A 25,973-nucleotide genomic window follows, 5' to 3' on the forward strand; every position below is an offset into this window, starting at 1 on the left:
ATTTGAGTTAATCTCTTATATTTCAATTGCTTATTTAATCGATTTTGTTGTTAATAACTACAACTAAAACAGGTTAGTCCATTTGGTTATTTATTATTTCCATCCCTTCTTTAATTGTTACTATGCCCGCCGTTAACCTTCTATTCTCTTCTGTTTTTGTCGCGCTGACAGGGTGCGAATAACAGCTTTGCTTACTGGAACAAACGACGCATGACGACACAGGCCCCACCTTCCAACTTGCTACCGCTCAACCCGGAGCAACTGGCGCGCCTTCAGGCGGCCACCACTGACTTCACGCCCACTCAGCTCGCCTGGGTATCTGGCTATTTCTGGGGCGTGCTGAATCAGCAGTCCGGCGCGGCGGTAGCCGAACCCGCCCCGGCCGCCGAGGTACCGACGATCACGCTGATTTCCGCCTCGCAAACCGGCAACGCCCGCCGCGTCGCCGAAGCGCTGCGTGACGATCTGCTGGCGGCGAAGCTGAACGTGAAGCTGGTGAATGCAGGCGATTATAAATTCAAACAAATTGCTGCGGAAAAACTGCTGGTGGTAGTGACGTCCACCCAGGGGGAAGGAGAGCCGCCGGAAGAAGCGGTCGCATTGCATAAGTTCCTGTTCTCTAAGAAAGCGCCGAAGCTGGACGGGACCGCGTTCGCCGTCTTTGGTCTCGGCGATACCTCTTATGAATTTTTCTGTCAGTCCGGCAAAGATTTCGACAACAAGCTGGCCGAGCTCGGCGCGGAACGTCTGCTCGATCGCGTTGATGCCGACGTTGAATATCAGGCCGCGGCCGCTGAATGGCGCGCGCGCGTGGTTGAGGCGCTGAAGGCCCGTGCGCCGGTCGCTGCGCCCGCTCAGCTGGCCACCAGCGGCGCGGTGAACGATATTCACACCAGCCCATATACCAAAGAAGCGCCCCTGACGGCGACCCTGTCGGTCAATCAGAAAATCACCGGCCGCAATTCAGAAAAAGATGTGCGCCATATCGAAATAGACCTCGGTGATTCCGGTCTGCGCTATCAGCCGGGCGACGCCCTGGGCGTCTGGTACCAGAACGATCCTCAGCTGGTGAAAGAGCTGGTGGAGCTGCTGTGGCTGAAAGGCGACGAGCCGGTGACCGTTGAGGGCAAAACTCTGCCGCTGTCGGAAGCCCTGCAGTGGCATTTTGAGCTGACGGTTAACACCGCGACTATCGTTGAAAACTACGCCACCCTGACGCGCAGCGAATCGCTGCTGCCGCTGGTGGGCGATAAAGCTCAGTTGCAGCAGTATGCCGCCGCGACGCCGATCGTCGATATGGTCCGTTTCTCTCCGGCGCAGCTGGACGCTGAGGCGTTAATCGGTCTGCTGCGTCCGCTGACGCCGCGCCTGTACTCCATTGCTTCCTCACAGGCGGAAGTGGAGAGCGAGGTGCATGTCACCGTGGGCGTGGTGCGCTATGAAATTGAAGGCCGCGCCCGGGCTGGCGGCGCCTCCAGTTTCCTCGCCGACCGCGTGGAAGAGGATGGCGAAGTCCGTGTCTTTATCGAACACAACGACAACTTCCGTCTGCCAGCCAACCCGGAGACCCCGGTGATCATGATTGGCCCGGGCACCGGTATTGCGCCGTTCCGCGCCTTTATGCAGCAGCGCGCTGCGGACGGAGCGCAAGGCAAGAACTGGTTGTTCTTCGGCAACCCGCACTTCACCGAAGATTTCCTCTATCAGGTGGAGTGGCAGAGCTATGTGAAGGAAGGTCTGCTGACCCGTATCGATCTGGCCTGGTCCCGCGATCAACAACAAAAAATCTATGTTCAGGACAAACTGCGCGAGCAGGGGGCCGAGCTGTGGCGCTGGATCAATGACGGCGCCCACATTTATGTCTGCGGCGACGCCAATCGCATGGCGAAGGACGTGGAAAACACCTTACTGGAAGTGATTGCCGAATACGGCGCGATGGACGCCGAAGCGGCGGACGAATTTTTAAGTGAGCTGCGCGTTGAGCGCCGTTATCAGCGAGATGTCTACTAATGAGCGAAAAACATCCGGGGCCTTTAGTGGTCGAAGGTAAACTGAGCGATGCCGAGCGCATGAAGCTTGAGAGCAACTACCTGCGCGGCACCATTGCGGAAGATTTAAACGACGGTCTGACCGGCGGTTTTAAAGGCGATAACTTCCTGCTGATCCGTTTCCACGGCATGTACCAGCAGGACGATCGCGATATCCGCGCGGAGCGCGCCGCCCAGAAGCTGGAGCCGCGTCATGCGATGCTGCTCCGCTGCCGTCTGCCGGGCGGGGTGATCACCACCACCCAGTGGAAGGCGATCGATAAGTTTGCCGCTGAGAACACCATTTACGGCAGTATTCGCCTGACCAACCGGCAGACCTTTCAGTTCCACGGCATTCTGAAAAAGAACGTCAAGCCGGTGCATCAGATGCTGCACTCGGTGGGGCTGGACGCGCTGGCCACCGCCAACGATATGAACCGTAACGTGCTGTGCACCTCCAACCCCTACGAGTCGCAGCTGCACGCTGAGGCCTACGAGTGGGCGAAAAAGATCTCCGAGCATCTGCTGCCGCGTACCCGCGCTTATGCCGAGATCTGGCTGGATCAGAAAAAGGTCGCCACTACCGACGAAGAGCCGATCCTCGGCCAGACCTATCTGCCGCGTAAGTTTAAAACCACGGTGGTGATCCCGCCGCAGAACGATATCGATCTGCACGCCAACGACATGAACTTCGTGGCGATCGCCGAAAACGGCAAGCTGGTGGGCTTTAACCTGCTGGTGGGCGGCGGTCTCTCTATCGAACATGGTAACAAAAAAACCTACGCCCGCACGGCGAGCGAATTCGGTTATCTGCCGCTGGAGCATACGCTGGCGGTGGCGGAAGCGGTTGTGACCACCCAGCGCGACTGGGGCAACCGTACCGACCGTAAGAATGCGAAAACCAAGTACACCCTTGAGCGCGTCGGTGTCGAAACCTTCAAAGCGGAAGTGGAGCGCCGGGCAGGCATTAAGTTTGAGCCGATCCGCCCGTACGAATTTACCGGCCGCGGCGATCGCATCGGCTGGGTGAAGGGGATTGATGATAAGTGGCACCTGACGCTGTTTATTGAAAACGGCCGCATTCTCGATTATCCGGGTCGTCCGCTGAAGACTGGCCTGCTGGAGATTGCTAAGGTCCATCAAGGCGAATTCCGCATCACCGCTAACCAAAACCTGATTGTCGCCAGCGTACCGGAAGATCAGAAGGCGCGGATCGAGAAGCTGGCGCGGGATCATGGCCTGATGAATGCCGTCACCCCGCAGCGCGAAAACTCGATGGCCTGCGTCTCCTTCCCGACCTGCCCGCTGGCGATGGCGGAAGCCGAGCGTTTCCTGCCGTCGTTTATCGACAAGGTGGAAGGGCTGATGAGCAAGCACGGCGTGAGCGATGAGCATATCGTCACCCGCGTCACCGGCTGCCCGAACGGCTGCGGCCGCGCGATGCTGGCGGAAGTGGGACTGGTGGGCAAAGCGCCGGGCCGCTATAACCTGCACATCGGCGGTAACCGCAACGGCACCCGCATCCCGCGGATGTACCGTGAGAATATTACCGAGTCGGAAATTCTCGACTCGCTAGACGAACTGGTAGGGCGCTGGGCGAAAGAGCGCGAAGCGGGTGAAGGCTTCGGCGATTTTACGGTGCGTGCGGGCATCATTCGCCCGGTGCTCGACCCAGCCCGCGATTTCTGGGAATAACATCCTGGTGCCCGGTGGCGCGTAGCGATCCGGGCCAGCGAAACCCGTAGGCCGGACGAACGCAGTGTCGTCCGGCAAAACAGGCAAACGAGGTTCATATGTCCGTACTCGATCTAAACGCGCTTAATGCATTGCCGAAAGTGGAACGCATTCTGGCACTCGCGGAAACCAACGCCCAACTGGAAAAGCTTGACGCCGAAGGGCGTGTGGCGTGGGCGCTGGAAAATCTGCCGGGAAACTATGTGCTGTCGTCGAGCTTTGGCATTCAGGCGGCGGTCAGTTTGCATCTGGTGAATCAGATCCGCCCGGATATTCCGGTGATCCTCACCGATACCGGCTACCTGTTCCCGGAAACCTATCAGTTTATTGACGAGCTGACGGACAAGCTCAAGCTGAACCTGAAGGTCTACCGCGCGGCTGAAAGCGCGGCCTGGCAGGAGGCGCGCTACGGCAAGCTGTGGGAGCAGGGCGTTGAGGGCATTGAGAAATACAATGAGATCAACAAGGTTGAGCCGATGAACCGGGCGCTGAAAGAGCTCAACGCGCAGACGTGGTTTGCCGGTCTGCGCCGCGAGCAGTCGGGCAGCCGGGCTACGCTTCCGGTGCTGGCGGTCCAGCGCGGGGTGTTCAAGGTGCTACCGATTATCGACTGGGATAACCGCACGGTGTATCAGTACCTGCAAAAGCACGGGCTGAAGTACCACCCGCTGTGGGATCAGGGCTATCTCTCGGTAGGCGATACCCACACCACCCGCAAATGGGAGCCGGGCATGGCAGAAGAAGAGACCCGGTTCTTCGGGCTTAAACGCGAGTGCGGATTGCACGAGGGTTAAGCTGTTAGCTCTTCCTCTGAGTGATAATTCAAAAAGAACACGCGGGCGATAACGCGCGTTCTTTTGTGCGTATTAGCTTTTCTTCTCCACCTTCGCCAGCTCTTTCACCAGCGGCAGCATGACTTTCACTACCTCGCGTCCGCGGTGTTCGATGCGCCCCGGCAGCGCGTGGTCGATATACTGCTGATTATCCAGCTGGACGTCATGCCAACTGGTTCCCTGCGGGAAACTGGCCGATTTGCTCCGCTGCTGATAGCCATCTTTTTTGCCGAGTGACCAGTTAGTCGCCTCGACCGACAGCACCGGGATCCCGGCGTTGTCGAAGACGCTGGCGTCATTGCAGCAGCTGGTGCCTTTCGGATAAGCCGGATTAAGTCCCGGGTTGGTGTAGGCGGCGATGCCCTTGCTGCGAGCGATAGCCAGCGCGCGGTCGCGGGTCAGCTTGCGCACCGAGGCCGGCGTGCTGCGGCCGCTGTTGAAGTAAAGCTTATCGCCCACCACCAGATTATCGAGATTGATCACCAGCAGGGTATTTTTCTTTTCCGCTTCGCTCATCCGCTGCAGCAGGTTTTGCGCGCCGAGACGGCCTTCCTCTTCACCGCTGGTGGCGATAAAGCGGATGCCATAGCGGGTAGGGACGTTCTTTAAATGCTCCGCCAGCTCCAGCAATACGCCAAGTCCCATCGCGTTGTCGTCGATGCCCTGCAGCGTCAGGCCGCCGAGGTTGTTCTCCACGTCTTTATCGCTCTGCGGCGCATAGGTGTCGAGGTGTGCCATGATAATAATCTGCTGGCGCACTTTACCTTCATGGGCGGCGATCACCGTACTGCCGGTGGCGTTATGCCAGTTCTTGCGCTGATTGCTGTCGGTATAGATATAGCGGGTATTGAAGCTTCGCACGTCGCTCTGATACCCCATCAGGGCGAACTGCTGGCGCAGATAGTCAGCTGAGAGCATTTCCGGCGGCGTTCCGGTCATTCGTCCCGGGAAGACGGTGGCGATATGGCGGGCCTGGCTACTGGCGGTGTCGCCCAGCGCGCTGAATGCGGGGGCGGCGGCAAAAACAAAACCGGTGCCGAGCGCCAGCGGAAGCAGACGGCGGCACAACGCGGAAAACATAAGGGGTCCTTACACGAACAAGACAATTTGACGCGTACAGTATGAAACTGTGACCGCGGTTAAACAATTTCAATTGCTCTTAAATAGCGGAAAAATAGCGCGTTAAGCACTTTTTGATATTTGTATTTCCGCCGCGTTATTCCTTTGTGTCACAACTCATTCCATTTCGTAATTTCATTTGCTCTAAGGCGCACCCTATAGTCGCAGTATCGCTGAATGTAAGAGAGTTGTTGCACCGTGGATTACTTGCCCCTTTTTGCCGAACTGAAACAAAGGCCCGTGCTGGTGATCGGCGGCGGCGAGATTGCTGAACGTAAGATCAAGTTCCTGCTGCGCGCCCAGGCGCAGGTGCAGGTGGTCGCTGAAACGCTGTCACCGGCGTTGGCCGATCTGGCTGCGCGCCAGGCACTCAGCTGGCGGGCGACGGAATTCAGCGACTCGCTGGTGGATGATGTCTTTCTGGTGATTGCGGCCACCGAGGATGAGGCGCTTAACCAGCGGGTATTTGCGGCAGCTAACGCGCGCTACCGGTTGGTCAACGTGGTGGATAACCAGGCGCTGTGCTCGTTTGTTTTCCCTTCTATCGTCGACCGTTCGCCGCTGCTGGTGGCGATCTCCTCCAGCGGTAAAGCGCCGGTGCTGTCGCGCATTCTGCGTGAAAAAATCGAAGCGCTGCTGCCGACGAATCTCGGTCGGCTGGCGGAATCAGCAAGTTACTGGCGCAACCATCTGAAAACCCGCCTGACGACTACCGAAGCGCGTCGCCGCTTCTGGGAGCGCGTCTTTACCGGCCGCTTCGCCAGCCTGATGGTGGCGGGCAACTCTGCGGAGGCGGAAAAAGCGCTGCAGGATGAGCTGGATAAGCCCGAACGCGAGACGGGAGAAATTATTCTGGTCGGAGCCGGACCGGGCGATGCCGGGCTGCTGACCCTTCGCGGTCTGCAGGCGATCCAGCAGGCGGACGTGGTTTTCCACGACCATCTGGTGACTCAGCCGGTTCTCGAGCTGGTGCGCCGCGATGCCGAACTTATTTGCGTCGGCAAACGCGCCGGCGAGCACTCGGTGCCGCAGCATGAAACCAATCAGCTGCTGGTGGAGGCGGCGAAGGCGGGGAAAACCGTCGTGCGCCTGAAGGGCGGCGATCCGTTTATTTTTGGCCGCGGCGCAGAAGAGCTGCAGGCTGCCGCCGAGGCGGGGATCCCGTTCCAGGTGGTGCCGGGCGTCACCGCTGCCGCCGGGGCGACAGCCTACGCCGGTATTCCGCTGACCCATCGCGATTATGCGCAAAGCGCCGTCTTTGTTACCGGCCACTATAAGCCGGACAGCGCCCCCTTCGACTGGTCGCTGCTGGCGAAGAGCCAACAAACGCTGGCGATCTACATGGGCACCATGAAGGCAGCGGAAATCAGCGCCCAGCTGATCGCCCACGGTCGCGACAGCGACACGCCGGTGGCGGTGATTTCCCGCGGCACCCGTGACGATCAGCAGACGATAACCGGCACATTGCAACAACTCGAACACCTGGCGAAAGACGCCCCGATGCCCGCCCTGCTGGTGGTAGGCGAAGTGGTGCAGCTGCATCAGCAGCTCGCCTGGTTTCAACATACATCATCCGCCGAGGGGTTTAACGCTTCGGTGGTCAATCTGGCTTAAGGAACGGTTATGGACCAAAAACGACTCACTCACCTGCGGCAACTGGAGGCGGAAAGCATCCATATTATTCGTGAGGTGGCCGCCGAATTTTCTAACCCGGTAATGATGTACTCCATCGGGAAAGATTCCAGCGTAATGCTGCATCTGGCGCGCAAAGCGTTTTATCCGGGAACCCTGCCGTTCCCGCTGCTGCACGTCGATACCGGCTGGAAATTCCGTGAGATGTATGAGTTCCGCGACCGGACCGCTAAAGCCTACGGCTGTGAACTGCTGGTGCATAAAAACCCGGAAGGGGTGGCGATGGGCATCAACCCGTTTGTCCACGGCAGCGCCAAGCATACCGATATCATGAAAACCGAAGGGCTGAAGCAGGCGCTGAACAAATACGGCTTTGACGCCGCGTTCGGCGGCGCGCGTCGCGACGAAGAGAAATCCCGCGCGAAAGAGCGCATCTACTCCTTCCGCGACCGCTTCCACCGCTGGGACCCGAAAAATCAGCGTCCGGAGCTGTGGCACAACTACAACGGCCAGATTAACAAAGGCGAAAGCATCCGCGTCTTCCCGCTCTCCAACTGGACCGAGCTGGATATCTGGCAGTACATCTATCTGGAAAATATTGAAATCGTGCCGCTGTATCTGGCCGCTGAGCGTCCGGTGCTGGAGCGCGACGGTATGCTGATGATGATCGATGACGACCGTATCGATCTGCAGCCGGGCGAGGTGATTGAAAAACGGATGGTGCGTTTCCGTACCCTCGGCTGCTGGCCGCTGACCGGCGCGGTGGAGTCTGAAGCGCAGACGCTACCCGAAATTATTGAAGAGATGCTGGTATCGACCACCAGCGAACGTCAGGGGCGCGTCATTGACCGCGACCAGGCCGGCTCGATGGAGCTGAAGAAACGTCAGGGGTATTTCTAAGGAGCCGCCATGAACACGACCATTGCCCAACAAATTGCCAACGAAGGCGGCGTAGAAGCTTACCTGCACGCGCAACAGCACAAGAGCCTGCTGCGTTTTTTGACCTGCGGCAGCGTCGATGACGGCAAAAGCACCTTAATTGGCCGCCTGCTGCACGATACGCGCCAGATCTATGAAGACCAGCTCTCTTCGCTGCACAACGACAGCAAGCGTCACGGCACCCAGGGCGAAAAACTGGACCTGGCGCTGCTGGTGGACGGCCTGCAGGCTGAGCGCGAGCAGGGCATCACCATCGACGTGGCCTATCGCTACTTCTCGACCGAAAAGCGCAAATTTATCATCGCCGACACCCCGGGGCACGAGCAGTACACGCGCAATATGGCCACCGGGGCGTCCACCTGCGACCTGGCGATCCTGCTGATCGATGCGCGCAAGGGGGTGCTCGACCAGACCCGCCGTCACAGCTTCATCTCGACGCTGCTGGGCATTAAACACCTGGTAGTGGCGGTCAACAAAATGGATCTCGTCGAGTTTAGCGAAGCGCGCTTCAACGAGATCCGGGAAGATTATCTGACCTTTGCCGAGCAGCTGCCGGGCAACCTTGATATCCGCTTTGTGCCGTTGTCGGCGCTGGAAGGCGATAATGTCGCCAGCCAGAGCGCGAATATGCCGTGGTACAGTGGCCCGACGCTGCTGGAAGTCCTCGAAACCGTAGAGATCCAGCGGGTGGTCGAGAGCCAGCCGCTGCGCTTCCCGGTGCAGTATGTTAACCGTCCGAACCTCGATTTCCGCGGCTTCTCCGGCACGGTCGCCTCCGGTACCGTGCAGGTTGGCCAGCGTCTGAAGGTGCTGCCGTCGGGCGTCGAATCGAGCGTGGCGCGTATCGTCACCTTCGACGGCGACCTGCAGGAAGCCGCCGCCGGCGAAGCCATTACCCTTGTGCTGAAAGATGAAATCGACATCAGTCGCGGCGACCTGCTGGTTGACGCGCAAGCCTCGCTGCCGGCGGTACAAAGCGCCAGCATCGACGTGGTGTGGATGGCCGAACAGCCGCTGACCCCGGGCCAGAGCTACGACATCAAAATCGCCGGCAAGAAGACCCGCGCTCGCGTCGACGCTATCCGCTACCAGGTCGATATTAACAACCTGACCCAGCGTGAAGTCGAGTCTCTGCCGCTGAACGGCATCGGCCTGGTGGAGCTGACCTTTGACGAACCTTTAGTGCTGGATCCGTATCAGCAAAACCCGGTGACCGGCGGGCTTATCTTTATCGATCGCCTGACCAACGTCACCGTCGGCGCCGGGATGGTCAACGAGCCGCACCTGCAGGCATCGACTTCGGCATCACAGTACAGCGCCTTCGAGCTGGAGCTGAACCAGCTGATCCGTAAACATTTCCCGCACTGGGACGCCCGCGACCTGCTGGGAGGCAAATAATGGCCCAGCATGACGAAAACGTCGTCTGGCATGCCCACCCTGTGACCCAACAGCAGCGGGAACAGCATCACGGCCATCGCGGCGTGGTGCTGTGGTTTACCGGCCTTTCGGGGTCGGGTAAATCCACCGTCGCCGGGGCGCTGGAGGAGGCCCTGCATGAGCGCGGCGTCAGCACCTATCTGCTGGACGGCGATAACGTGCGCCATGGCCTGTGCAGCGACCTGGGATTCAGCGATGAGGATCGCAAAGAGAACATTCGCCGCGTCGGCGAAGTGGCCAGGCTGATGGTCGATGCCGGGCTGGTGGTATTGACGGCATTTATATCTCCGCACCGTGCGGAACGGCAGATGGTGCGCGAGCGCCTCGGGGAAGGACGCTTTATCGAAGTGTTCGTCGATACCCCGCTGGCCATCTGCGAGGCGCGGGATCCGAAAGGATTGTATAAGAAAGCGCGGGCAGGGGAATTACGCAATTTCACCGGTATAGACTCGGTCTATGAGGCACCGGAAAAGGCGGAAATTCATCTGGATGGTGAACAATTGGTAACAAATTTGGTGCACCAACTATTAGACCTGCTGCAACAGAGCGATATTATCAGATCCTGAAACGGCAGCGGCATCGAGGGGTGCCGGTTGCCCGGTCTACAGGATTCGATATGCGCAATACCCAGAACCTCAGTATTATTCGTTCAGAACCGCCTCCGGCGATCGGCGACGAGACCACCTGGTCTTTGTCGGGCGCTGCCGTGGGCTTTATTTCGTGGCTGCTGGCGCTGGGTATTCCCTTCCTTCTCTATGGCAGTAATACACTCTTCTTTCTCCTCTACACCTGGCCATTCTTCCTTGCGTTGATGCCGGTGGCGGTGGTGGTCGGTATTGCGCTGCACTCTCTGCTCAATGGCAAACTGCTCTATAGCGTCAGCGCGACCATCCTGACCGTTGGGCTGATGTTTGCGCTACTCTTCCTCTGGCTGTTGGGATAACCCGTTGCTGGTATGAATCAAGCATGGGTATCGACAGCAAAAATATGGTACAGTCCCCGCGTTACGCGGCATCGTCCGCGCGCCCCGGTAGCGTACCCGGGCGAGTTTTGGGATGATGATGCCGTTTTTCAGGGGGCAGGATGGGTAAACTAACGCTGCTATTATTAGCTTTGCTGGTCTGGCTACAGTATTCGCTGTGGTTCGGTAAAAACGGCCTGCATGACTACACGCGGGTTAACGACGACGTCACCGCCCAGCAGGCGACTAACGCCAAATTAAAAGCACGCAACGATCAGCTCTTTGCCGAAATTGACGACCTCAACGGCGGGCAGGAAGCGATTGAGGAGCGTGCGCGCAATGAACTCAGCATGACCCGCCCGGGCGAAACCTTCTATCGTCTGGTACCGGATGCGTCTAAACGCAATCAGGCATCGGGGCAACAGCAGAACAATCGATAACCAGGCCCAGGATTACAACATGGCAGCCACTTTTCCGGGCGTTTGCGCCGTGGTGCCGGCAGCCGGTTTCGGCCGCCGCATGCAAACGGAATGCCCGAAACAATATCTCTCAATCGGTAACAAAACGATTCTCGAACACGCGGTCGCCGCGCTGCTGGCGGATGCGCGCGTCCAGCGGGTGGTGATTGCCGTCAGCCCCGGCGATCGCCGCTTCAGCCAGCTGCCGCTGGCGCAGCATCCGCAGATTACCGTGGTGGATGGCGGCGCTGAGCGCGCCGATTCGGTACTCGCCGGCCTGCAGGCGTTGCCGGAGGCGCAGTGGGTGCTGGTGCATGACGCCGCGCGCCCCTGCCTGCATCAGGACGACCTCAGCCGCCTGCTGTCGCTGTGCGAAACCAGCCGCGTCGGCGGGCTCCTTGCGGCGCCAGTGCGCGACACCATGAAGCGCGCCGAGCCGGGCAAAACCGCTATCGCCCATACCGTCGACCGCAATGACCTGTGGCATGCGCTCACCCCGCAATTTTTCCCTCGCGAGCTGCTGGTGGATTGCCTCACTCGCGCGCTAAACGAGGGAGCCACTATCACCGATGAAGCCTCGGCGCTGGAGTACTGCGGCTTCCATCCGCAGCTGGTCGCCGGACGCGCGGATAATATTAAAGTGACGCGCCCGGAAGACCTGGCGCTGGCTGAATTTTACCTCACCCGTTCCCGACACCAGGAGAAAGCTTAATGCGAATTGGACATGGTTTTGACGTACACGCTTTTGGCGGTGAAGGCCCAATCATCATTGGCGGGGTACGCATTCCTTATGAAAAAGGGCTGCTGGCCCACTCCGACGGCGACGTCGCGCTGCATGCGCTGACCGACGCGCTGCTTGGCGCCGCGGCGCTGGGCGATATCGGCAAGCTGTTCCCCGATACCGATCCGGCGTTTAAAGGCGCCGATAGCCGCGAACTGCTGCGCGAAGCATGGCGCCGCATTCAGGCCAAGGGCTATACGCTCGGCAACGTCGACGTCACGATTATTGCCCAGGCGCCGAAAATGCTGCCGCATATTCCGCAGATGCGCGTCTTTATCGCTGAGGATCTCGGCTGCCATATGGACGACGTCAACGTGAAAGCGACCACCACCGAGAAGCTCGGCTTCACCGGCCGCGGGGAAGGGATCGCCTGCGAAGCGGTTGCGCTGCTGCGTAAGGCCGACAAATGATCGCCTTTGACCAACTGACCTGGCTGCACGGTAAGCCGCAGAGCAGTGGGCTACTGAAAGCCAATCCGGAAGATTTTCTGGTGGTGGAAGATCTGGGATTTGCCCCGGACGGCGAAGGCGAACACGTGCTGGTGCGGATCCTGAAAAACGGCTGCAATACGCGCTTTGTCGCCGACGCGCTGGCAAAATTCCTTAAGATCCACGCCCGTGAAGTGAGCTTCGCCGGGCAAAAGGATAAGCACGCGGTCACCGAGCAGTGGCTGTGCGCCCGGGTGCCCGGCAAAGAGATGCCGGACCTGAGCAAATTTCAGCTCGAGGGCTGCCAGGTACTGGAATATGCTCGCCATAAGCGTAAGCTGCGTTTAGGCGCGCTGAAAGGCAACCAGTTTACCGTGATCCTGCGCGAGATTAGCGATCGCCAGGACGTGGAGACGCGTCTGCAGGCCATCGCTGAACGGGGAGTGCCGAACTATTTCGGCGCGCAGCGCTTTGGCATTGGCGGCAGTAACCTGCAGGGCGCCCTGCGCTGGGCGGAGAGCGGCGCGCCAGTGCGCGATCGCAATAAGCGCAGTTTTTGGTTGTCGGCAGCCCGCAGCGCGTTGTTTAATCAGCAAGTGAGTATTAGATTAAAAAAAACGGAATTTAATCAGGTCGTTGATGGCGATGCGCTACAATTAGCGGGGCGCGGGAGCTGGTTTGTCGTTACACCGGAAGAACTCGAGGTTTCGCAGGCGCGGGTGCATAACCGCGAACTGATGATTACGGCCACGCTGCCGGGCAGCGGCGACTGGGGAAGCCAGCGCGACGCCCTGGCTTTCGAGCAGGCCGCGATCGCCGAGGAAACCGCGTTGCAGGCGCTGCTGGTACGGGAGAAAGTCGAGGCGGCGCGCCGGGCGATGCTTCTCTATCCACAGCGGCTCAGCTGGAACTGGTGGGATGACGTAACCGTTGAACTGCGTTTCTGGCTGCCGGCGGGCAGCTTCGCCACCAGCGTGGTCAGGGAGCTTATCAATACAACGGGTGACTATGCGAATATTGCTGAGTAACGATGACGGGATCCATGCGCCGGGGATACAGACCCTGGCGAAGGCCTTAAGGGAGTTTGCCGAGGTCCAGGTGGTTGCACCCGATCGTAACCGCAGCGGGGCCTCAAATTCGCTGACGCTGGAATCGTCCCTGCGTACGTTTACCTTTGAAAATGGCGACATCGCCGTCCAGATGGGCACCCCGACCGACTGTGTCTATCTCGGCGTGAACGCGCTGATGCGCCCGCGTCCGGACATCGTGGTTTCCGGTATTAATGCCGGCCCCAACCTGGGCGACGACGTCATCTATTCCGGCACTGTGGCCGCGGCGATGGAAGGCCGTCATCTGGGGTTCCCCGCGCTGGCCGTGTCGCTGAACGGCTATCAGCATTACGATACCGCCGCGGCGGTAACCTGCACCATTCTGCGCGCCCTAAGCCGCGAGCCGCTGCGTACCGGGCGGATCCTTAACATCAACGTGCCGGATCTCCCGCTTGATCAAATCAAGGGCATTCGCGTGACCCGCTGCGGCAACCGCCATCCGGCCGACCAGGTGATCCCGCAACAAGATCCGCGCGGCAACACCCTGTACTGGATTGGCCCGCCGGGCGATAAGCGCGATGCCGGGCCGGGCACCGATTTTGCGGCAGTGGATGAAGGCTATGTTTCCGTGACGCCATTGCACGTCGATTTAACCGCCCATCAGGCGCATGAGGTGGTCACCGATTGGCTGGAACGTGTCGGGGTTGACAGGCAATGGTAAGTAAACGTGTTGAAAGTTTGTTGAATCAACTGCGCACGCAGGGCATCGTCGATGAACGTGTCCTCGAGGCGATCGCGCTGGTCCCGCGCGAAAAGTTTGTTGATGAAGCCTTTGAACATAAAGCGTGGGAAAACACCGCGCTGCCGATTGGCCAGGGGCAGACCATCTCCCAGCCGTATATGGTGGCGCGGATGACCGAGCTGCTGACGCTGACGCCGGAGTCGCGGGTGCTGGAGATCGGCACCGGTTCCGGCTACCAGACGGCCATCCTGGCGCATCTGGTGCATCACGTATGCTCGGTAGAGCGAATTAAGAGTTTACAGTGGCAGGCGCGTCGTCGCCTGAAACAACTTGATTTACATAATGTTTCAACCCGTCATGGCGATGGGTGGCAAGGTTGGCAGGCGCGGGCGCCGTTTGATGCCATTATTGTGACGGCGGCACCGCCGGAAATACCGACCGCGCTGCTGGCGCAGCTGGATGATGACGGCGTGCTGGTGCTGCCGGTCGGCGAAGAGCATCAGTTTCTCAAACGGATCCGTCGTCGGGGCAACGAATTTATCATTGATACCGTCGAGGCCGTTCGCTTTGTTCCCCTGGTGAAGGGGGAGCTGGCCTGAGACCCGGATTATTCCAGGTTTTTTTTGCCTGACTTTAGGCGTAGGGTGGACACATTTTTCAGTGTCCTGGCCGGGCGCCGCCCGGTAAGCAAGATATTGGCAGTTAACATATTCCTGGGGGATAAATGAGCGCGGGAAGCACCAAATTTACCGTCAGCCGTATTGCGGCTCTTTCACTGGTTTCACTCTGGCTGGCCGGGTGTACCAACACCAATAATCCGCCTGCGCCGGTTAGCTCTGCCGGCGGCGCCGCCTCTTCCAGCACCAACTCCGGCATGCTGATTACGCCGCCACCCTCCGGCGTCAAGTCCGCTCCTCAGGCGCAGCCGATTCAGCCGATGCAGACCCAGACCATTCAGCCGCAGCCGGCGCCGGTGGCGCAGGAGCCGGTACAGACGGTAAATGGCCGGATCGTTTACAACCGCAAATATGGCGATATTCCGAAAGGTAGCTATACCGGCGGCAGTACCTATACGGTAAAACGCGGCGACACGCTATTCTATATCGCCTGGGTCACCGGCAACGATTTCCGCGACCTGGCGCAACGCAACAATATCCCGGCCCCGTACGCGCTGAACGTGGGGCAGGTACTGCAGGTCGGTAACGCCTCAGGCCAGCCGATCACCGGCGAAAACGCCGTTTCTCAGGCCAGCGCAAGAGCGAGCGGCGGTGCGACGACCAGCACAACTTCTGCACAAAAATCGACCGCGGTGGTTGCTTCACAACCGACTATTACGTATTCTGAATCTTCAGGTGAACAGAGTGCTACCAAGATGTTGCCTAATAATAAACCAGCGACCACAACCACAACGGTTGTCGCGCCGGTGACGGCACCAACAACGGTGAGCACAACCCAGCCGACTGCAAGCAGTACGTCAACCAGTTCGCCGATCTCAGCATGGCGCTGGCCGACTGATGGCAAGGTTATCGAGAACTTTAGCGGCGCGGAAGGCGGCAATAAAGGTATCGATATTGCAGGCAGTAAGGGACAGGCTATTGTCGCGACCGCCGATGGGCGCGTCGTCTATGCCGGTAACGCACTGCGCGGCTACGGTAATCTTATTATCATCAAACACAACGATGATTACCTGAGTGCCTACGCTCATAACGATACCATGCTGGTTCGGGAGCAACAGGAAGTCAAAGCGGGGCAGAAAATCGCTACCATGGGTAGCACCGGAACCAGCTCAACAAGATTACATTTTGAAATTCGTTACAAGGGGAAATCCGTCAACCCGCTGCAGTACTTACCGCAGCGATAATTTGGCAAAGTACGGATAAGCGAAGCATCAGCTAACAGGCGCCAGGGCGGTGTCTACGTTCCTCTCGCAGAGAGGGCAGGGGAAATCGTCCAGGCGTCGTTTGTTGATGTGCCGTGGAAGGTGCTTTGCTCAGGGATCACGGGTAGGAGCCACCTTTATGAGTCAGAATACGCTGAAAGTTCATGATTTAAATGAAGACGCGGAATTTGATGAGAACGGAATTGAGGTTTTCGACGAGAAAGCCTTAGTAGAAGAGGAACCCAGTGATAGCGATCTGGCTGAGGAAGAGCTGCTGTCGCAAGGCGCAACCCAGCGCGTACTTGACGCCACTCAGCTTTATCTTGGAGAGATTGGTTATTCCCCACTGCTGACCGCGGAAGAGGAAGTCTATTTCGCGCGTCGCGCACTGCGTGGTGATGTCGCTTCACGCCGTCGCATGATTGAAAGTAACTTGCGTCTGGTGGTGAAGATTGCCCGTCGTTACAGCAATCGTGGTCTGGCGCTGCTGGATCTGATTGAAGAAGGTAACCTCGGCCTGATCCGCGCCGTTGAGAAGTTTGACCCGGAACGTGGGTTCCGTTTTTCGACCTACGCGACCTGGTGGATCCGCCAGACTATTGAACGGGCGATCATGAACCAAACCCGTACGATCCGTTTGCCGATCCATATTGTTAAAGAGCTGAACGTCTATCTGCGTACCGCGCGCGAGTTGTCCCATAAGCTGGACCACGAGCCTAGCGCGGAAGAGATCGCCGAACAGCTGGACAAACCGGTCGATGACGTCAGCCGTATGCTGCGTCTGAACGAGCGCATCACCTCCGTGGATACTCCGCTGGGTGGCGATTCAGAAAAAGCGCTGCTGGATATTCTGGCCGATGAGAAAGAGAACGGCCCGGAAGACACCACGCAGGACGATGATATGAAGCAAAGTATCGTCAAATGGCTGTTCGAACTGAACGCCAAGCAGCGTGAAGTTCTGGCACGTCGTTTTGGTCTGCTGGGTTATGAAGCTGCCACGCTGGAGGATGTGGGCCGTGAAATTGGCCTGACCCGCGAACGCGTGCGGCAGATCCAGGTGGAAGGTCTGCGTCGCCTGCGGGAAATTCTGCAGGGACAGGGGCTGAATATCGAAGCGCTCTTCCGCGAATAAGACGTTTTCTGTCAAAAAGGCCCCCTCGAAAGTCGGGGCCTTTTTCTTTGGGCTAGCCGAGGCGGGTTTCCTGCAGATGGCGCCAGACAATTTTCCCTTCCGCGTGCTGAAAAATCGCCGTCGACCAGCGAACGTTCTGGCTGCTATCCGCCAGCGTTTGGCTTTCACGATATAGCACTGCGGCACCGTCGTGCCACTCGCTGATGATTTCCATCTGATCCACTACGATATCTAACCCCGGACGGCTGCCGCCGGCGTTGTGGAAAAAACGGCTCACCGTTGGGTAGTCCATCTTCTCACCGCTCAAGGGGATCATGGTAAAATCGGCGGCAAAACGCTTCATCAGCGCCTCAGCGCTTCCTTCGCCATGGCTTAACCAGCGTTCGATAAGGACATGGGCATCGAGGACTTCCTGCAGATAAGGATTCATGACTTCTCCAGAGTGGTGTGCAGGCGATGGATAATCGCCCGATTATTCAGCCGCAGGCAAAACAGCAGCGGCAACAGGGTAATGACGGCGGCGCTAATAAATACCCCCTGCCAGGCGTAGGCCGGCGGGAATACCCTCAGCAGCAGGGCGAGCAGGGCGCTGCCGGCAAAGAAGCTGAGCTGGCGGTTAAGATTCCATAGCGCGCTGGCGTCAGGCATCTCTTCGGCAGGCGTATGCAGGAAAGCGCTGCTTTGCGCGGTGCTGCTGCATAAGCTGCCTCCGCCGCCCATCAGCGTAAAGGCCAGAATCAACAGCGCCAGCGGGCTGTCCGCATCGATCTTCAGCAGCAGCATGATCCCCATCGCCTGAAGCAGGCAGCCGATGACGACCAGCGGCCGGGGCCCGAAGCGGTTGAAATATCTGCCGGTAAAGGTGATGGCGGCAAACGAGGCCAGCGACCAGGGCACCATCAGGGCACCGATTGCCCCCGGCGCCATCCCGGTGACGCGTTGCAGGTAGTACATCCCCACCACGTTGACGCCAATAAACATCCCCGGCACGCAGAGGTAGATCAGCATCGCGAAGCGCAGCAGGGGATCGGCCAGCAGCGACAGTGGAAGAAAGCGAGTCGGGCGAACCGGACCGGGGGTGTCGTTCAGCCATCGCACCGCCAGCACAAAGGTTAGCAGAGCGACAGGCAGGCTGGCGAAAAAGACCCAGCGCCAACTGAACGCCTCGACTAACAGGCCGCCGCTCGCCGGCGAGCAGGCGGGGGCCAGCAGGCCGACCAGCATCACCGCCGCCGACAGCTTCGCCCGCTCATGCGGCTGAAACAGCGGCCACGTCAGCGCCTAGCCGAGGGGGATTAACAGCCCGCCGCCCATCCCCTGCAGCGTCCGCCATAAAATCAGTTCGCTCAGGCTGTTGGCAAGCCCTGCCGCCAGCGCGCCGAGGCTGAACAGCCCCAGCGAGAGTAAAAACAGCCGTTTCGCCCCCCAGCGCTCGCTGAGCCAGGCGCTGAACGGCACAACGACCGTCAGACCGAGAATATAGGCATTACTGGCCCACGCCAGTTGCGAGACGGAAACCGCCAGCGCGCGGCTGATTGCCGGAAAGGCGATGCTGGCGATAAACATATTGATCAAATCGAGAAAAAAACCGAACAGAAAAACGGTGGCAACGCGGTGGCGGTAGGTCATGGTTCACTCCCTCAGACAGGCGGCTACTGTAAACCTGCCGCAGCGAGGGATAAACGGGACTAATCGGGATATACTGTCTGAATATTTTTGACAATCATCCGGACGACGATGCTTAATCTTCAGCGCGTGACCATGTTTATCGCCGTGGTAGATGCCGGCAGTTTCACCCTGGCCGCAGCGGCGCTGGGGCAGACCAAGGCGGTGGTCAGCTTTAACGTACGGCAGCTGGAAAATGAGCTGGGGGTGACGCTGCTGCTGCGTTCGACGCGGCGTTTGCGGCTCACTGACGCCGGGGTGCTGTTCTATCAGCGCGGGGTAGCGCTCCTGAACGCGGCGGAAAATCTCCAGGATGAGGTGCGGGCCAGCCATAGCGGCTTAAGCGGGGAGCTACGGATCACCACCACGCCGGAGTATGGCGCGCAGGTTATCATTCCAGCGCTGGCCGCGTTCGCCCGTCGTCATCCGGCGCTGCGGGTGCGCCACGTCTCCTCCTCCCATCATGCCGACCTCATTTCAGAACGATTTGACGTGGCGATACGCCTCGGTACGCTGGCCGATTCCCGCTATCGGGCGACGCGGATAGCCAGTTTCGCGATCCTGCCCGTCGCCTCTCCGACCTGGCTGGCAAGCCATCCGGTGCAGACGCTGTCCGATCTGGCGCAAGCTGAGTGGATTATTCACGAGCGCCTGCCGACGCCGCTGCGCTGGCAGCTGCGCACGGATCACCAGACAGAGGTGGATTTCGCGATAGCCAGCGCGCCGCGGTTTTCTGCTGATAGCGCTACGGCGCTGATGAGCTTTGCTCTGGCGGGATGCGGCGTCGCCTTGCTGCCCGCATGGCTGGTAGCCAAAAAGGTGGCGCAGCGGGAGCTGGTGCCGCTCCTGCCGGAATACCATTTCCCACAGCAGGGCGTGTATGCCCTTTATCCCGACTCGCAGCATTTGCCGACCCGGGTGCGGGCATTTATTGACTTCCTGCGCGAGAAGGTCGGTTAAGCGCCCGTTCAGGGCGCCATCATTTTGTGCACCAGCCGGGAGAACTGCTCGCGCTCGTCATCGCTCAGGCGGCCGAGAAACTCGTCATCGACCTCATTGCCCTGCGGAATGGAACGGTTAAGCAACGCCTCGCCTTCGTCGGTCAGATAGACAAAACGGCGGCGTTTATCGGCCGGATCGTGCTCCCGGCGCACCAGGCCGCGCGCTTCCATTCGGCTGAGCATCTCCGCCAGCGTAGCCTTGGTGCTGACCGCCGCTTCAATCAGCGCCACCTGTTCGATCCCGGGGTGCTCCGCTACCGAGCGCATCACCGCATACTGAGGTTTAGTCAGGTCCGGCAACGCCTGCTGCCAGCGGGCGGTATGCTGTTGAAAAAGCTGGCGCAGCAGGTGGAATGCTTCGTTTCGTAACTCCATGAATACTCCGTAACAAAACTGTCACCTCTATGATAGCCGTTCGTACGCCTTTTTATATCCTTTCTGCGTTTTGATTAAAAATGCGCACGTATACGAACGATCTTGCCAATAAGAGCTGGAGGGGTAGTTTAAATATAAAGTTCGTACACGAACAAAAGTAATGAGGTCTGGAATGAAACTGATTATTGGTATGACGGGGGCCACCGGGGCACCGCTTGGGGTGGCATTGCTGCAGGCGCTGCGCGATATGCCGGAGGTGGAAACCCATCTGGTGATGTCGAAATGGGCCAAAACCACCATCGAGCTGGAAACGCCCTGGACGGCGCGCGAAGTGGCCGCGCTGGCGGACTTTTCCCACAGCCCGGCAGACCAGGCCGCCACCATCTCATCCGGTTCATTTCGTACCGACGGCATGATCGTTATTCCCTGCAGTATGAAAACGCTTGCAGGCATTCGCGCGGGTTATGCCGAAGGGCTGGTGGGCCGCGCGGCGGACGTGGTGCTCAAAGAGGGGCGCAAGCTGGTGTTGGTCCCGCGGGAAATGCCGCTCAGCATGATCCATCTGGAGAACATGCTGGCGCTGTCCCGCATGGGCGTGGCGATGGTCCCGCCGATGCCAGCTTACTACAACCACCCGGAGACGGTTGACGATATCACCAATCATATCGTCACCCGGGTGCTGGATCAGTTTGGTCTCGACTATCACAAAGCGCGCCGCTGGAACGGCTTGCGCACGGCAGAACAATTTGCACAGGAGATCGAATAATGGCTTTTGATGATTTGCGCAGCTTTTTGCAGGCGCTGGATGACCAGGGACAACTGCTGAAAATCAGCGAAGAGGTGAACGCTGAGCCCGATCTGGCGGCGGCCGCCAATGCGACCGGACGCATCGGCGACGGTGCCCCGGCGCTGTGGTTCGATAATATTCGCGGCTTTAACGACGCTCGCGTGACGATGAACACCATCGGCTCGTGGCAGAACCATGCCATCTCGCTGGGCCTGCCGCCTAACACGCCGGTGAAAAAGCAGATTGATGAGTTCATTCGCCGCTGGGATAACTTCCCGGTGACGCCAGAGCGCCGCGCCAACCCGGCGTGGGCAGAAAATACTGTTGATGGCGATGATATCAACCTGTTCGATATTCTGCCGCTGTTCCGCCTCAACGATGGTGACGGCGGTTTCTACCTCGATAAAGCCTGTGTCGTTTCACGCGATCCGCTGGATAAAGATAACTTCGGTAAGCAAAACGTCGGTATCTACCGCATGGAAGTGAAAGGCAAGCGCAAGCTCGGCCTGCAGCCGGTACCGATGCACGATATCGCGCTGCATCTGCACAAAGCGGAAGAGCGTGGGGAAGATCTGCCGATCGCCATTACCCTCGGTAACGACCCGATTATTACCCTGATGGGTGCCACGCCGCTGAAATACGATCAGTCTGAATATGAGATGGCTGGCGCGCTGCGCGAGAGCCCGTATCCCATCGCTACCGCGCCGCTGACCGGCTTTGACGTGCCCTGGGGTTCGGAAGTGATCCTCGAAGGGGTCATTGAAGGGCGTAAGCGTGAGATCGAGGGGCCGTTCGGTGAATTTACCGGTCACTACTCCGGCGGTCGTAACATGACGGTAGTGCGTATCGACAAAGTCTCTTATCGCAGCAAACCGATTTTTGAATCGCTCTACCTCGGTATGCCGTGGACCGAGATTGACTATCTGATGGGCCCGGCGACCTGCGTACCGCTGTATCAGCAGCTGAAGGCCGAATTTCCGGAAGTGCAGGCGGTCAACGCCATGTACACCCATGGTCTGCTGGCGATCATCTCCACCAAAAAACGCTACGGCGGTTTTGCCCGCGCGGTGGGCCTGCGGGCGATGACCACTCCCCACGGCCTCGGCTATGTGAAGATGGTGATCATGGTTGATGAAGACGTCGACCCGTTCAACCTGCCGCAGGTGATGTGGGCGCTCTCCTCGAAGGTTAACCCGGCGGGAGACCTGGTGCAGTTGCCGAACATGTCGGTCCTTGAACTTGACCCAGGCTCCAGCCCGGCAGGCATTACCGACAAACTGATTATCGACGCCACCACCCCGGTTGCGCCGGACCTTCGCGGCCACTACAGCCAGCCGGTGCAGGATCTGCCGGAAACCAAAGCCTGGGCTGAAAAACTGACCGCTATGCTGGCCAACCGTAAATAAGGAGAAGAAGATGATTTGTCCACGTTGCGCCGATGAAAAGATTGAAGTCATGGCGACCTCGCCGGTGAAAGGGGTCTGGACCGTGTATCAGTGCCAGCACTGTCTTTACACCTGGCGAGATACCGAGCCGCTGCGCCGCACCAGCCGCGAACACTATCCGGAAGCGTTCCGCATGACGCAGAAAGATATCGATGAGGCGCCGCAGGTGCCGCACGTACCGCCGCTATTGCCGGAAGATAAGCGTTAATGAAAGGGGCCCGCTAAGTCGGGCCTTTTTTATATTTAGTACAATTATGGAAATTATTTTTTCATTAAATTAAAAAATTACGTGAAGGGTTAATATACCGGGATGACTTTGCGAGCCTGCATCCAGATTATTATAAAATTCGTCTGATTAATTCCTTGCAGATAAATTTCACGCCCTGACGAGTGTAGAATTGCGGCGGGTGCTTGAGGCTGTCTGGCCTTGAGCATTACCAGGACCCCAGACAGACGAAAGCCCCAGGAGATATTTCTATCAACTGAGGCTAGCGAATGAACATAGACAATTCAGATGTTAGTCTCTTCTTTGCAGGGAGGCAAGATATGCTGACAAAATATGCCCTTGTGGCAATCATCGTACTCTGTATTACGGTACTGGGATTTACGCTGTTGGTGCACAGCTCACTATGCGAGCTGAGTATTAAAGAGCGTAATATTGAGTTTAAAGCTGTTCTCGCTTACGAATCGAAGAAGTAGCATCCGCGCGGGGGCAACCCCGCGTATGGGTTGTCAGGACGCATCCTCTAGCACCCATTTTTTTGTTTACTAAAACGGCAGCGCTTCACAGCGCTGCCGTTTTTCACCTTAATGGGTGGCTAGACCAGGCTTTTCAGACGGTAGATCCACTCCAGCGCCTGACGCGGGGTCAGGGAGTCCGGATCAAGATTCTCCAGCGCCTCAACCGCAGGCGAGGTCTCTTCCGGGGCGGCGAGTAGCGACATCTGCGTGCCGTCGACCTGGGTCGCCGCCGCGTTGGGCGAGATACTCTCCAGCTCGCGCAGTTTCTGCCGCGCGCGCTTGATCACCTCTTTCGGCACCCCCGCCAGCGCGGCGACCGCCAGGCCATAGCTCTTGCTGGCCGCGCCGTCCTGCACGCTGTGCATAAAGGCGATGGTATCGCCGTGCTCCAGCGCGTCGAGGTGGACGTTGGCGACGCCTTCCATTTTCTCCGGCAGCTGGGTGAGCTCGAAGTAGTGGGTGGCGAACAGGGTCAGCGCCTTGATTTTGTTGGCCAGATTTTCCGCACAGGCCCACGCCAGCGATAGCCCATCGTAGGTGGACGTGCCGCGGCCAATCTCATCCATCAGCACCAGGCTATGCTCGGTGGCATTGTGCAGGATATTGGCGGTTTCAGTCATCTCCACCATAAAGGTCGAGCGGCCGCTGGCCAGGTCATCCGCCGCGCCGACGCGGGTGAAGATGCGATCGATCGGGCCAATTTCTACTTTCTGCGCCGGGACGTAGCTGCCGATATAGGCCAGTAGCGCAATCAGCGCGGTCTGGCGCATATAGGTACTTTTACCGCCCATGTTCGGCCCGGTAATGATCAGCATCCGCCGCTGCGGCGCCAGCTGCAGCGGGTTAGCGATAAACGGCTCTTTCAGCACCTGCTCGACCACCGGGTGACGGCCTTCGCTAATGCGAATGCCTGGCTTATCGCTAAAGGTCGGGCAGCAATAGTTCAGGGTTTCCGCACGTTCCGCCAGGTTGACCAGCACGTCCAGCTCGGCCAGCGCGCTGGCGCTGGTTTGCAGATCGGCGAGATGCGGCAGCAGCAGGTCGAACAGTTCGTCATAAAGCTGTTTTTCCAGCGCCAGCGCTTTGCCCTTGGAGGTCAGCACCTTATCTTCGTATTCCTTCAGCTCAGGAATAATGTAGCGTTCGGCGTTTTTCAGCGTCTGGCGGCGCACGTAGTGGATCGGCGCGAGGTGGCTCTGGCCGCGGCTGATCTGGATGTAGTAGCCGTGGACGGCGTTGTAGCCGACTTTCAGGGTATCGAGGCCCAGCCGCTCGCGCTCGCGGATCTCCAGTTTATCGAGATAATCGGTGGCGCCATCGGCCAGCGCCCGCCACTCGTCCAACTCTTCGCTATAGCCCGGGGCGATGACCCCGCCGTCGCGGACCAGCACCGGCGGGGCGTCGATCACCGCGCGCTCCAGCAGTTCGCGCAGTTCGGTGAACTCGCCCATTTTCTCGCGCAATTTTTGCACCGGCTGACTGTCAACGTCGGCCAGCAGCTCACGCAGCAGAGGCAGTTGCTGCAGGGCATGACGCATGCGGGCAAGATCGCGCGGCCGGGCGGTACGCAGCGCCAGACGCGCCAGAATACGCTCCAGATCGCCGACCTGGCGCAGCACCGGCTGCAGCTCGGTATAGCGATCCTGCAGCGCGCCGATGGTCTGCTGGCGCTCCACCAGCACGGCGGTATCGCGGACCGGCATATGCAGCCAGCGCTTGAGCATCCGGCTACCCATCGGCGTCACCGTACAGTCGAGTACCGAGGCCAGGGTGTTGTCGGTGCCGCCGGCCAGATTCTGGGTGATCTCGAGGTTACGGCGGGTGGCGGCATCCATAATGATGCTATCCTGCTGGCGTTCCATGGTGATGGAGCGGATGTGCGGCAGCGAGGTACGCTGGGTGTCTTTGACATACTGCAGCAGGCAGCCGGCGGCGCACAGGCCGCGCGGGGCGTTTTCGACGCCGAAGCCGACCAGATCGCGGGTGCCGAACTGCAGGTTTAGCTGCTGGCGCGCGGTGTCGATTTCAAATTCCCACAGCGGGCGACGGCGCAGACCGCGGCGGCCCTCGATCAGCGACGATTCGGCAAAATCTTCCGCATACAGCAGTTCCGCCGGGTTGGTGCGCTGCAGCTCTGCCGCCATGGTTTCGCGGTCGGCCGGTTCGCTCAGACGAAAGCGCCCGGAGCTGATATCCAGCGTCGCGTAGCCGAAGCCTTTGCTGTCCTGCCAGATGGCGGCCAGCAGGTTGTCCTGGCGCTCCTGCAGCAGCGCTTCATCGCTAATGGTGCCCGGGGTGACGATACGCACCACTTTACGCTCGACCGGTCCCTTGGTGGTGGCCGGGTCGCCAATCTGCTCGCAAATGGCCACCGACTCGCCCTGATTGACCAGTTTGGCGAGGTAGTTCTCCACCGCGTGGTGGGGGATGCCGGCCATCGGAATGGGTTCGCCCGCGGACGCGCCGCGCTTGGTCAGCGAGATATCGAGCAGCTGCGAGGCGCGTTTCGCATCGTCATAAAATAGCTCGTAAAAATCCCCCATCCGGTAAAACAGCAGAATGTCAGGATGTTGCGCCTTTAGCTTGAGATACTGCTGCATCATCGGCGTGTGGGCGTCGAGATTGTCAATTGTGCTCATGGGGTGTTATCCAGATCCCTGATTTTAAATGGCTGCGATTTTGTAGTTGTCGTCGTTATCACATGGATGAGACATAATAACGGAGATGGGCAGGTGAGGGAAACCGACGAAAGCACGCGGCGCGATCCGGATTCCAGTTGCAGAGGGGGCGGGGTACCGTCACAGTAAT

General features: G+C 59.0%; 25 protein-coding genes and 1 pseudogene. 21 read left to right on the forward strand and 5 right to left on the reverse strand.

The window, feature by feature from the left end:
• Positions 1-210 precede the first annotated feature (210 nt).
• The 3 genes from cysJ (at position 211) to cysH (ending at position 4,555) form a co-directional block, all read left to right on the forward strand.
• A complete protein-coding gene (gene cysJ / locus KHQ28_RS16260; protein ID WP_023284186.1) occupies positions 211-2,010 on the forward strand; it encodes an NADPH-dependent assimilatory sulfite reductase flavoprotein subunit in 1,800 nt (599 codons plus the stop codon).
• Entirely contained in the window at positions 2,010-3,722 is a 1,713-nt protein-coding gene (gene cysI / locus KHQ28_RS16265) for an assimilatory sulfite reductase (NADPH) hemoprotein subunit (RefSeq protein WP_023280477.1), read from the forward strand. Before cysJ ends, cysI begins: the two co-directional genes overlap by 1 nt.
• 98 nt (positions 3,723-3,820) lie before the next feature.
• Complete coding sequence (cysH, locus tag KHQ28_RS16270) at positions 3,821-4,555, forward strand: phosphoadenosine phosphosulfate reductase (protein ID WP_002915177.1); 735 nt, start codon at positions 3,821-3,823, stop codon at positions 4,553-4,555.
• A 72-nt stretch (positions 4,556-4,627) separates the two neighbouring features.
• Here the strand turns inward: cysH and KHQ28_RS16275 are convergent, their stop codons facing one another.
• The gene (locus KHQ28_RS16275) at positions 4,628-5,674 is read right to left on the reverse strand and encodes an aminopeptidase (protein ID WP_004174643.1); all 1,047 of its coding nucleotides are present in this window, start codon (positions 5,672-5,674) and stop codon (positions 4,628-4,630) included.
• Between the two features lie 246 nt (positions 5,675-5,920).
• Here KHQ28_RS16275 and cysG point away from each other — a divergent pair, with 246 nt between their 5' ends.
• From cysG to rpoS, 13 genes are all read left to right on the forward strand, one after another.
• Positions 5,921-7,327 (forward strand): siroheme synthase CysG, encoded by a 1,407-nt coding sequence (gene cysG / locus KHQ28_RS16280; RefSeq protein WP_004217556.1) that lies wholly within the window; start codon positions 5,921-5,923, stop codon positions 7,325-7,327.
• A 9-nt stretch (positions 7,328-7,336) separates the two neighbouring features.
• Positions 7,337-8,245, forward strand: coding sequence for a sulfate adenylyltransferase subunit CysD (gene cysD / locus KHQ28_RS16285; RefSeq protein ID WP_002915160.1), 909 nt, complete (start codon positions 7,337-7,339; stop codon positions 8,243-8,245).
• A 9-nt stretch (positions 8,246-8,254) separates the two neighbouring features.
• The gene (cysN, locus tag KHQ28_RS16290; RefSeq protein ID WP_004181094.1) at positions 8,255-9,682 is read left to right on the forward strand and encodes a sulfate adenylyltransferase subunit CysN; all 1,428 of its coding nucleotides are present in this window, start codon (positions 8,255-8,257) and stop codon (positions 9,680-9,682) included.
• Entirely contained in the window at positions 9,682-10,287 is a 606-nt protein-coding gene (gene cysC / locus KHQ28_RS16295; RefSeq protein WP_002915158.1) for an adenylyl-sulfate kinase, read from the forward strand. Before cysN ends, cysC begins: the two co-directional genes overlap by 1 nt.
• A gap of 50 nt (positions 10,288-10,337) precedes the next feature.
• Positions 10,338-10,664, forward strand: a complete 327-nt coding sequence (locus tag KHQ28_RS16300) for a DUF3561 family protein (RefSeq protein ID WP_002915157.1) — start codon at positions 10,338-10,340, stop codon at positions 10,662-10,664.
• A gap of 140 nt (positions 10,665-10,804) precedes the next feature.
• Complete coding sequence (gene ftsB / locus KHQ28_RS16305; RefSeq protein ID WP_002915156.1) at positions 10,805-11,122, forward strand: cell division protein FtsB; 318 nt, start codon at positions 10,805-10,807, stop codon at positions 11,120-11,122.
• A gap of 19 nt (positions 11,123-11,141) precedes the next feature.
• Positions 11,142-11,852, forward strand: a complete 711-nt coding sequence (gene ispD, locus KHQ28_RS16310; protein WP_032418400.1) for a 2-C-methyl-D-erythritol 4-phosphate cytidylyltransferase — start codon at positions 11,142-11,144, stop codon at positions 11,850-11,852.
• Positions 11,852-12,331 (forward strand): 2-C-methyl-D-erythritol 2,4-cyclodiphosphate synthase, encoded by a 480-nt coding sequence (ispF, locus tag KHQ28_RS16315; protein WP_004181093.1) that lies wholly within the window; start codon positions 11,852-11,854, stop codon positions 12,329-12,331. The genes ispD and ispF overlap by 1 nt, the downstream gene beginning before the upstream one ends.
• Complete coding sequence (gene truD / locus KHQ28_RS16320) at positions 12,328-13,377, forward strand: tRNA pseudouridine(13) synthase TruD (protein WP_004174647.1); 1,050 nt, start codon at positions 12,328-12,330, stop codon at positions 13,375-13,377. Before ispF ends, truD begins: the two co-directional genes overlap by 4 nt.
• Positions 13,358-14,119 carry a 5'/3'-nucleotidase SurE gene (gene surE, locus KHQ28_RS16325; protein WP_004174648.1) on the forward strand — a complete coding sequence of 254 codons (762 nt, stop codon included), beginning with the start codon at positions 13,358-13,360 and terminating at the stop codon, positions 14,117-14,119. The genes truD and surE overlap by 20 nt, the downstream gene beginning before the upstream one ends.
• Positions 14,113-14,739 carry a protein-L-isoaspartate(D-aspartate) O-methyltransferase gene (locus KHQ28_RS16330; protein ID WP_002915108.1) on the forward strand — a complete coding sequence of 209 codons (627 nt, stop codon included), beginning with the start codon at positions 14,113-14,115 and terminating at the stop codon, positions 14,737-14,739. The genes surE and KHQ28_RS16330 overlap by 7 nt, the downstream gene beginning before the upstream one ends.
• A gap of 125 nt (positions 14,740-14,864) precedes the next feature.
• Positions 14,865-16,001, forward strand: coding sequence for a murein hydrolase activator NlpD (gene nlpD, locus KHQ28_RS16335; RefSeq protein WP_004149542.1), 1,137 nt, complete (start codon positions 14,865-14,867; stop codon positions 15,999-16,001).
• Positions 16,002-16,158: 157 nt separating this feature from the next.
• On the forward strand, positions 16,159-17,151 hold the full coding sequence (gene rpoS / locus KHQ28_RS16340) for an RNA polymerase sigma factor RpoS (RefSeq protein ID WP_002915106.1): 993 nt from the start codon (positions 16,159-16,161) through the stop codon (positions 17,149-17,151).
• A 52-nt stretch (positions 17,152-17,203) separates the two neighbouring features.
• On the opposite strand, the gene KHQ28_RS16345 is transcribed toward rpoS, so the two are convergent.
• Positions 17,204-17,581 (reverse strand): hypothetical protein, encoded by a 378-nt coding sequence (locus KHQ28_RS16345; protein ID WP_023284184.1) that lies wholly within the window; start codon positions 17,579-17,581, stop codon positions 17,204-17,206.
• Positions 17,578-18,780 (reverse strand): annotated as a pseudogene (locus KHQ28_RS16350) (MFS transporter). The gene KHQ28_RS16345 and the pseudogene KHQ28_RS16350 overlap by 4 nt, the downstream one beginning before the upstream one ends.
• A gap of 108 nt (positions 18,781-18,888) precedes the next feature.
• Between KHQ28_RS16350 and KHQ28_RS16355 the strand changes: the two are divergent.
• On the forward strand, positions 18,889-19,776 hold the full coding sequence (locus KHQ28_RS16355) for a LysR family transcriptional regulator (protein WP_025367922.1): 888 nt from the start codon (positions 18,889-18,891) through the stop codon (positions 19,774-19,776).
• An 8-nt stretch (positions 19,777-19,784) separates the two neighbouring features.
• On the opposite strand, the gene KHQ28_RS16360 is transcribed toward KHQ28_RS16355, so the two are convergent.
• Positions 19,785-20,192, reverse strand: a complete 408-nt coding sequence (locus KHQ28_RS16360; protein WP_002915102.1) for a MarR family winged helix-turn-helix transcriptional regulator — start codon at positions 20,190-20,192, stop codon at positions 19,785-19,787.
• A 172-nt stretch (positions 20,193-20,364) separates the two neighbouring features.
• Between KHQ28_RS16360 and KHQ28_RS16365 the strand changes: the two genes are divergently transcribed.
• The 4 genes from KHQ28_RS16365 to KHQ28_RS16380 all read left to right on the forward strand — a co-directional run bounded on the left by KHQ28_RS16365 (position 20,365) and on the right by KHQ28_RS16380 (position 23,123).
• The gene (locus KHQ28_RS16365) at positions 20,365-20,958 is read left to right on the forward strand and encodes a non-oxidative hydroxyarylic acid decarboxylases subunit B (RefSeq protein ID WP_032418401.1); all 594 of its coding nucleotides are present in this window, start codon (positions 20,365-20,367) and stop codon (positions 20,956-20,958) included.
• Positions 20,958-22,385: a non-oxidative hydroxyarylic acid decarboxylases subunit C gene (locus KHQ28_RS16370; protein WP_004151060.1), complete on the forward strand. Its 1,428-nt coding sequence runs from the start codon at positions 20,958-20,960 to the stop codon at positions 22,383-22,385. Before KHQ28_RS16365 ends, KHQ28_RS16370 begins: the two co-directional genes overlap by 1 nt.
• A gap of 10 nt (positions 22,386-22,395) precedes the next feature.
• Positions 22,396-22,632, forward strand: coding sequence for a non-oxidative hydroxyarylic acid decarboxylases subunit D (locus KHQ28_RS16375; RefSeq protein ID WP_002915098.1), 237 nt, complete (start codon positions 22,396-22,398; stop codon positions 22,630-22,632).
• Positions 22,633-22,970: 338 nt separating this feature from the next.
• Positions 22,971-23,123 (forward strand): Hok/Gef family protein, encoded by a 153-nt coding sequence (locus tag KHQ28_RS16380; RefSeq protein ID WP_002915097.1) that lies wholly within the window; start codon positions 22,971-22,973, stop codon positions 23,121-23,123.
• 119 nt (positions 23,124-23,242) lie between these two features.
• On the opposite strand, the gene mutS is transcribed toward KHQ28_RS16380, so the two are convergent.
• Positions 23,243-25,804 carry a DNA mismatch repair protein MutS gene (gene mutS, locus KHQ28_RS16385; protein WP_023158729.1) on the reverse strand — a complete coding sequence of 854 codons (2,562 nt, stop codon included), beginning with the start codon at positions 25,802-25,804 and terminating at the stop codon, positions 23,243-23,245.
• Positions 25,805-25,973 lie beyond the last annotated feature (169 nt).

The organism is Klebsiella sp. 28, assembly GCF_018223905.1.
GTDB lineage: Bacteria > Pseudomonadota > Gammaproteobacteria > Enterobacterales > Enterobacteriaceae > Klebsiella > Klebsiella pneumoniae.

Excerpts from the sequence above, each read along its gene's own strand:
- nlpD (WP_004149542.1), top strand. The coding sequence starts at position 14,865 with ATGAGCGCGGGAAGCACCAAATTTACCGTCAGCCGTATTGCGGCTCTT.
- KHQ28_RS16375 (WP_002915098.1), top strand. The coding sequence starts at position 22,396 with ATGATTTGTCCACGTTGCGCCGATGAAAAGATTGAAGTCATGGCGACC.
- cysH (WP_002915177.1), top strand. The coding sequence starts at position 3,821 with ATGTCCGTACTCGATCTAAACGCGCTTAATGCATTGCCGAAAGTGGAA.
- mutS (WP_023158729.1), bottom strand. The coding sequence starts at position 25,804 with ATGAGCACAATTGACAATCTCGACGCCCACACGCCGATGATGCAGCAG.
- cysC (WP_002915158.1), top strand. The coding sequence starts at position 9,682 with ATGGCCCAGCATGACGAAAACGTCGTCTGGCATGCCCACCCTGTGACC.
- KHQ28_RS16345 (WP_023284184.1), bottom strand. The coding sequence starts at position 17,581 with ATGAATCCTTATCTGCAGGAAGTCCTCGATGCCCATGTCCTTATCGAA.
- KHQ28_RS16330 (WP_002915108.1), top strand. The coding sequence starts at position 14,113 with ATGGTAAGTAAACGTGTTGAAAGTTTGTTGAATCAACTGCGCACGCAG.
- surE (WP_004174648.1), top strand. The coding sequence starts at position 13,358 with ATGCGAATATTGCTGAGTAACGATGACGGGATCCATGCGCCGGGGATA.
- cysN (WP_004181094.1), top strand. The coding sequence starts at position 8,255 with ATGAACACGACCATTGCCCAACAAATTGCCAACGAAGGCGGCGTAGAA.
- KHQ28_RS16300 (WP_002915157.1), top strand. The coding sequence starts at position 10,338 with ATGCGCAATACCCAGAACCTCAGTATTATTCGTTCAGAACCGCCTCCG.
- cysI (WP_023280477.1), top strand. The coding sequence starts at position 2,010 with ATGAGCGAAAAACATCCGGGGCCTTTAGTGGTCGAAGGTAAACTGAGC.
- ftsB (WP_002915156.1), top strand. The coding sequence starts at position 10,805 with ATGGGTAAACTAACGCTGCTATTATTAGCTTTGCTGGTCTGGCTACAG.
- KHQ28_RS16380 (WP_002915097.1), top strand. The coding sequence starts at position 22,971 with ATGCTGACAAAATATGCCCTTGTGGCAATCATCGTACTCTGTATTACG.
- cysJ (WP_023284186.1), top strand. The coding sequence starts at position 211 with ATGACGACACAGGCCCCACCTTCCAACTTGCTACCGCTCAACCCGGAG.
- cysD (WP_002915160.1), top strand. The coding sequence starts at position 7,337 with ATGGACCAAAAACGACTCACTCACCTGCGGCAACTGGAGGCGGAAAGC.
- KHQ28_RS16370 (WP_004151060.1), top strand. The coding sequence starts at position 20,958 with ATGGCTTTTGATGATTTGCGCAGCTTTTTGCAGGCGCTGGATGACCAG.
- KHQ28_RS16365 (WP_032418401.1), top strand. The coding sequence starts at position 20,365 with ATGAAACTGATTATTGGTATGACGGGGGCCACCGGGGCACCGCTTGGG.
- KHQ28_RS16275 (WP_004174643.1), bottom strand. The coding sequence starts at position 5,674 with ATGTTTTCCGCGTTGTGCCGCCGTCTGCTTCCGCTGGCGCTCGGCACC.
- rpoS (WP_002915106.1), top strand. The coding sequence starts at position 16,159 with ATGAGTCAGAATACGCTGAAAGTTCATGATTTAAATGAAGACGCGGAA.
- ispD (WP_032418400.1), top strand. The coding sequence starts at position 11,142 with ATGGCAGCCACTTTTCCGGGCGTTTGCGCCGTGGTGCCGGCAGCCGGT.
- truD (WP_004174647.1), top strand. The coding sequence starts at position 12,328 with ATGATCGCCTTTGACCAACTGACCTGGCTGCACGGTAAGCCGCAGAGC.
- KHQ28_RS16355 (WP_025367922.1), top strand. The coding sequence starts at position 18,889 with ATGCTTAATCTTCAGCGCGTGACCATGTTTATCGCCGTGGTAGATGCC.
- KHQ28_RS16360 (WP_002915102.1), bottom strand. The coding sequence starts at position 20,192 with ATGGAGTTACGAAACGAAGCATTCCACCTGCTGCGCCAGCTTTTTCAA.
- ispF (WP_004181093.1), top strand. The coding sequence starts at position 11,852 with ATGCGAATTGGACATGGTTTTGACGTACACGCTTTTGGCGGTGAAGGC.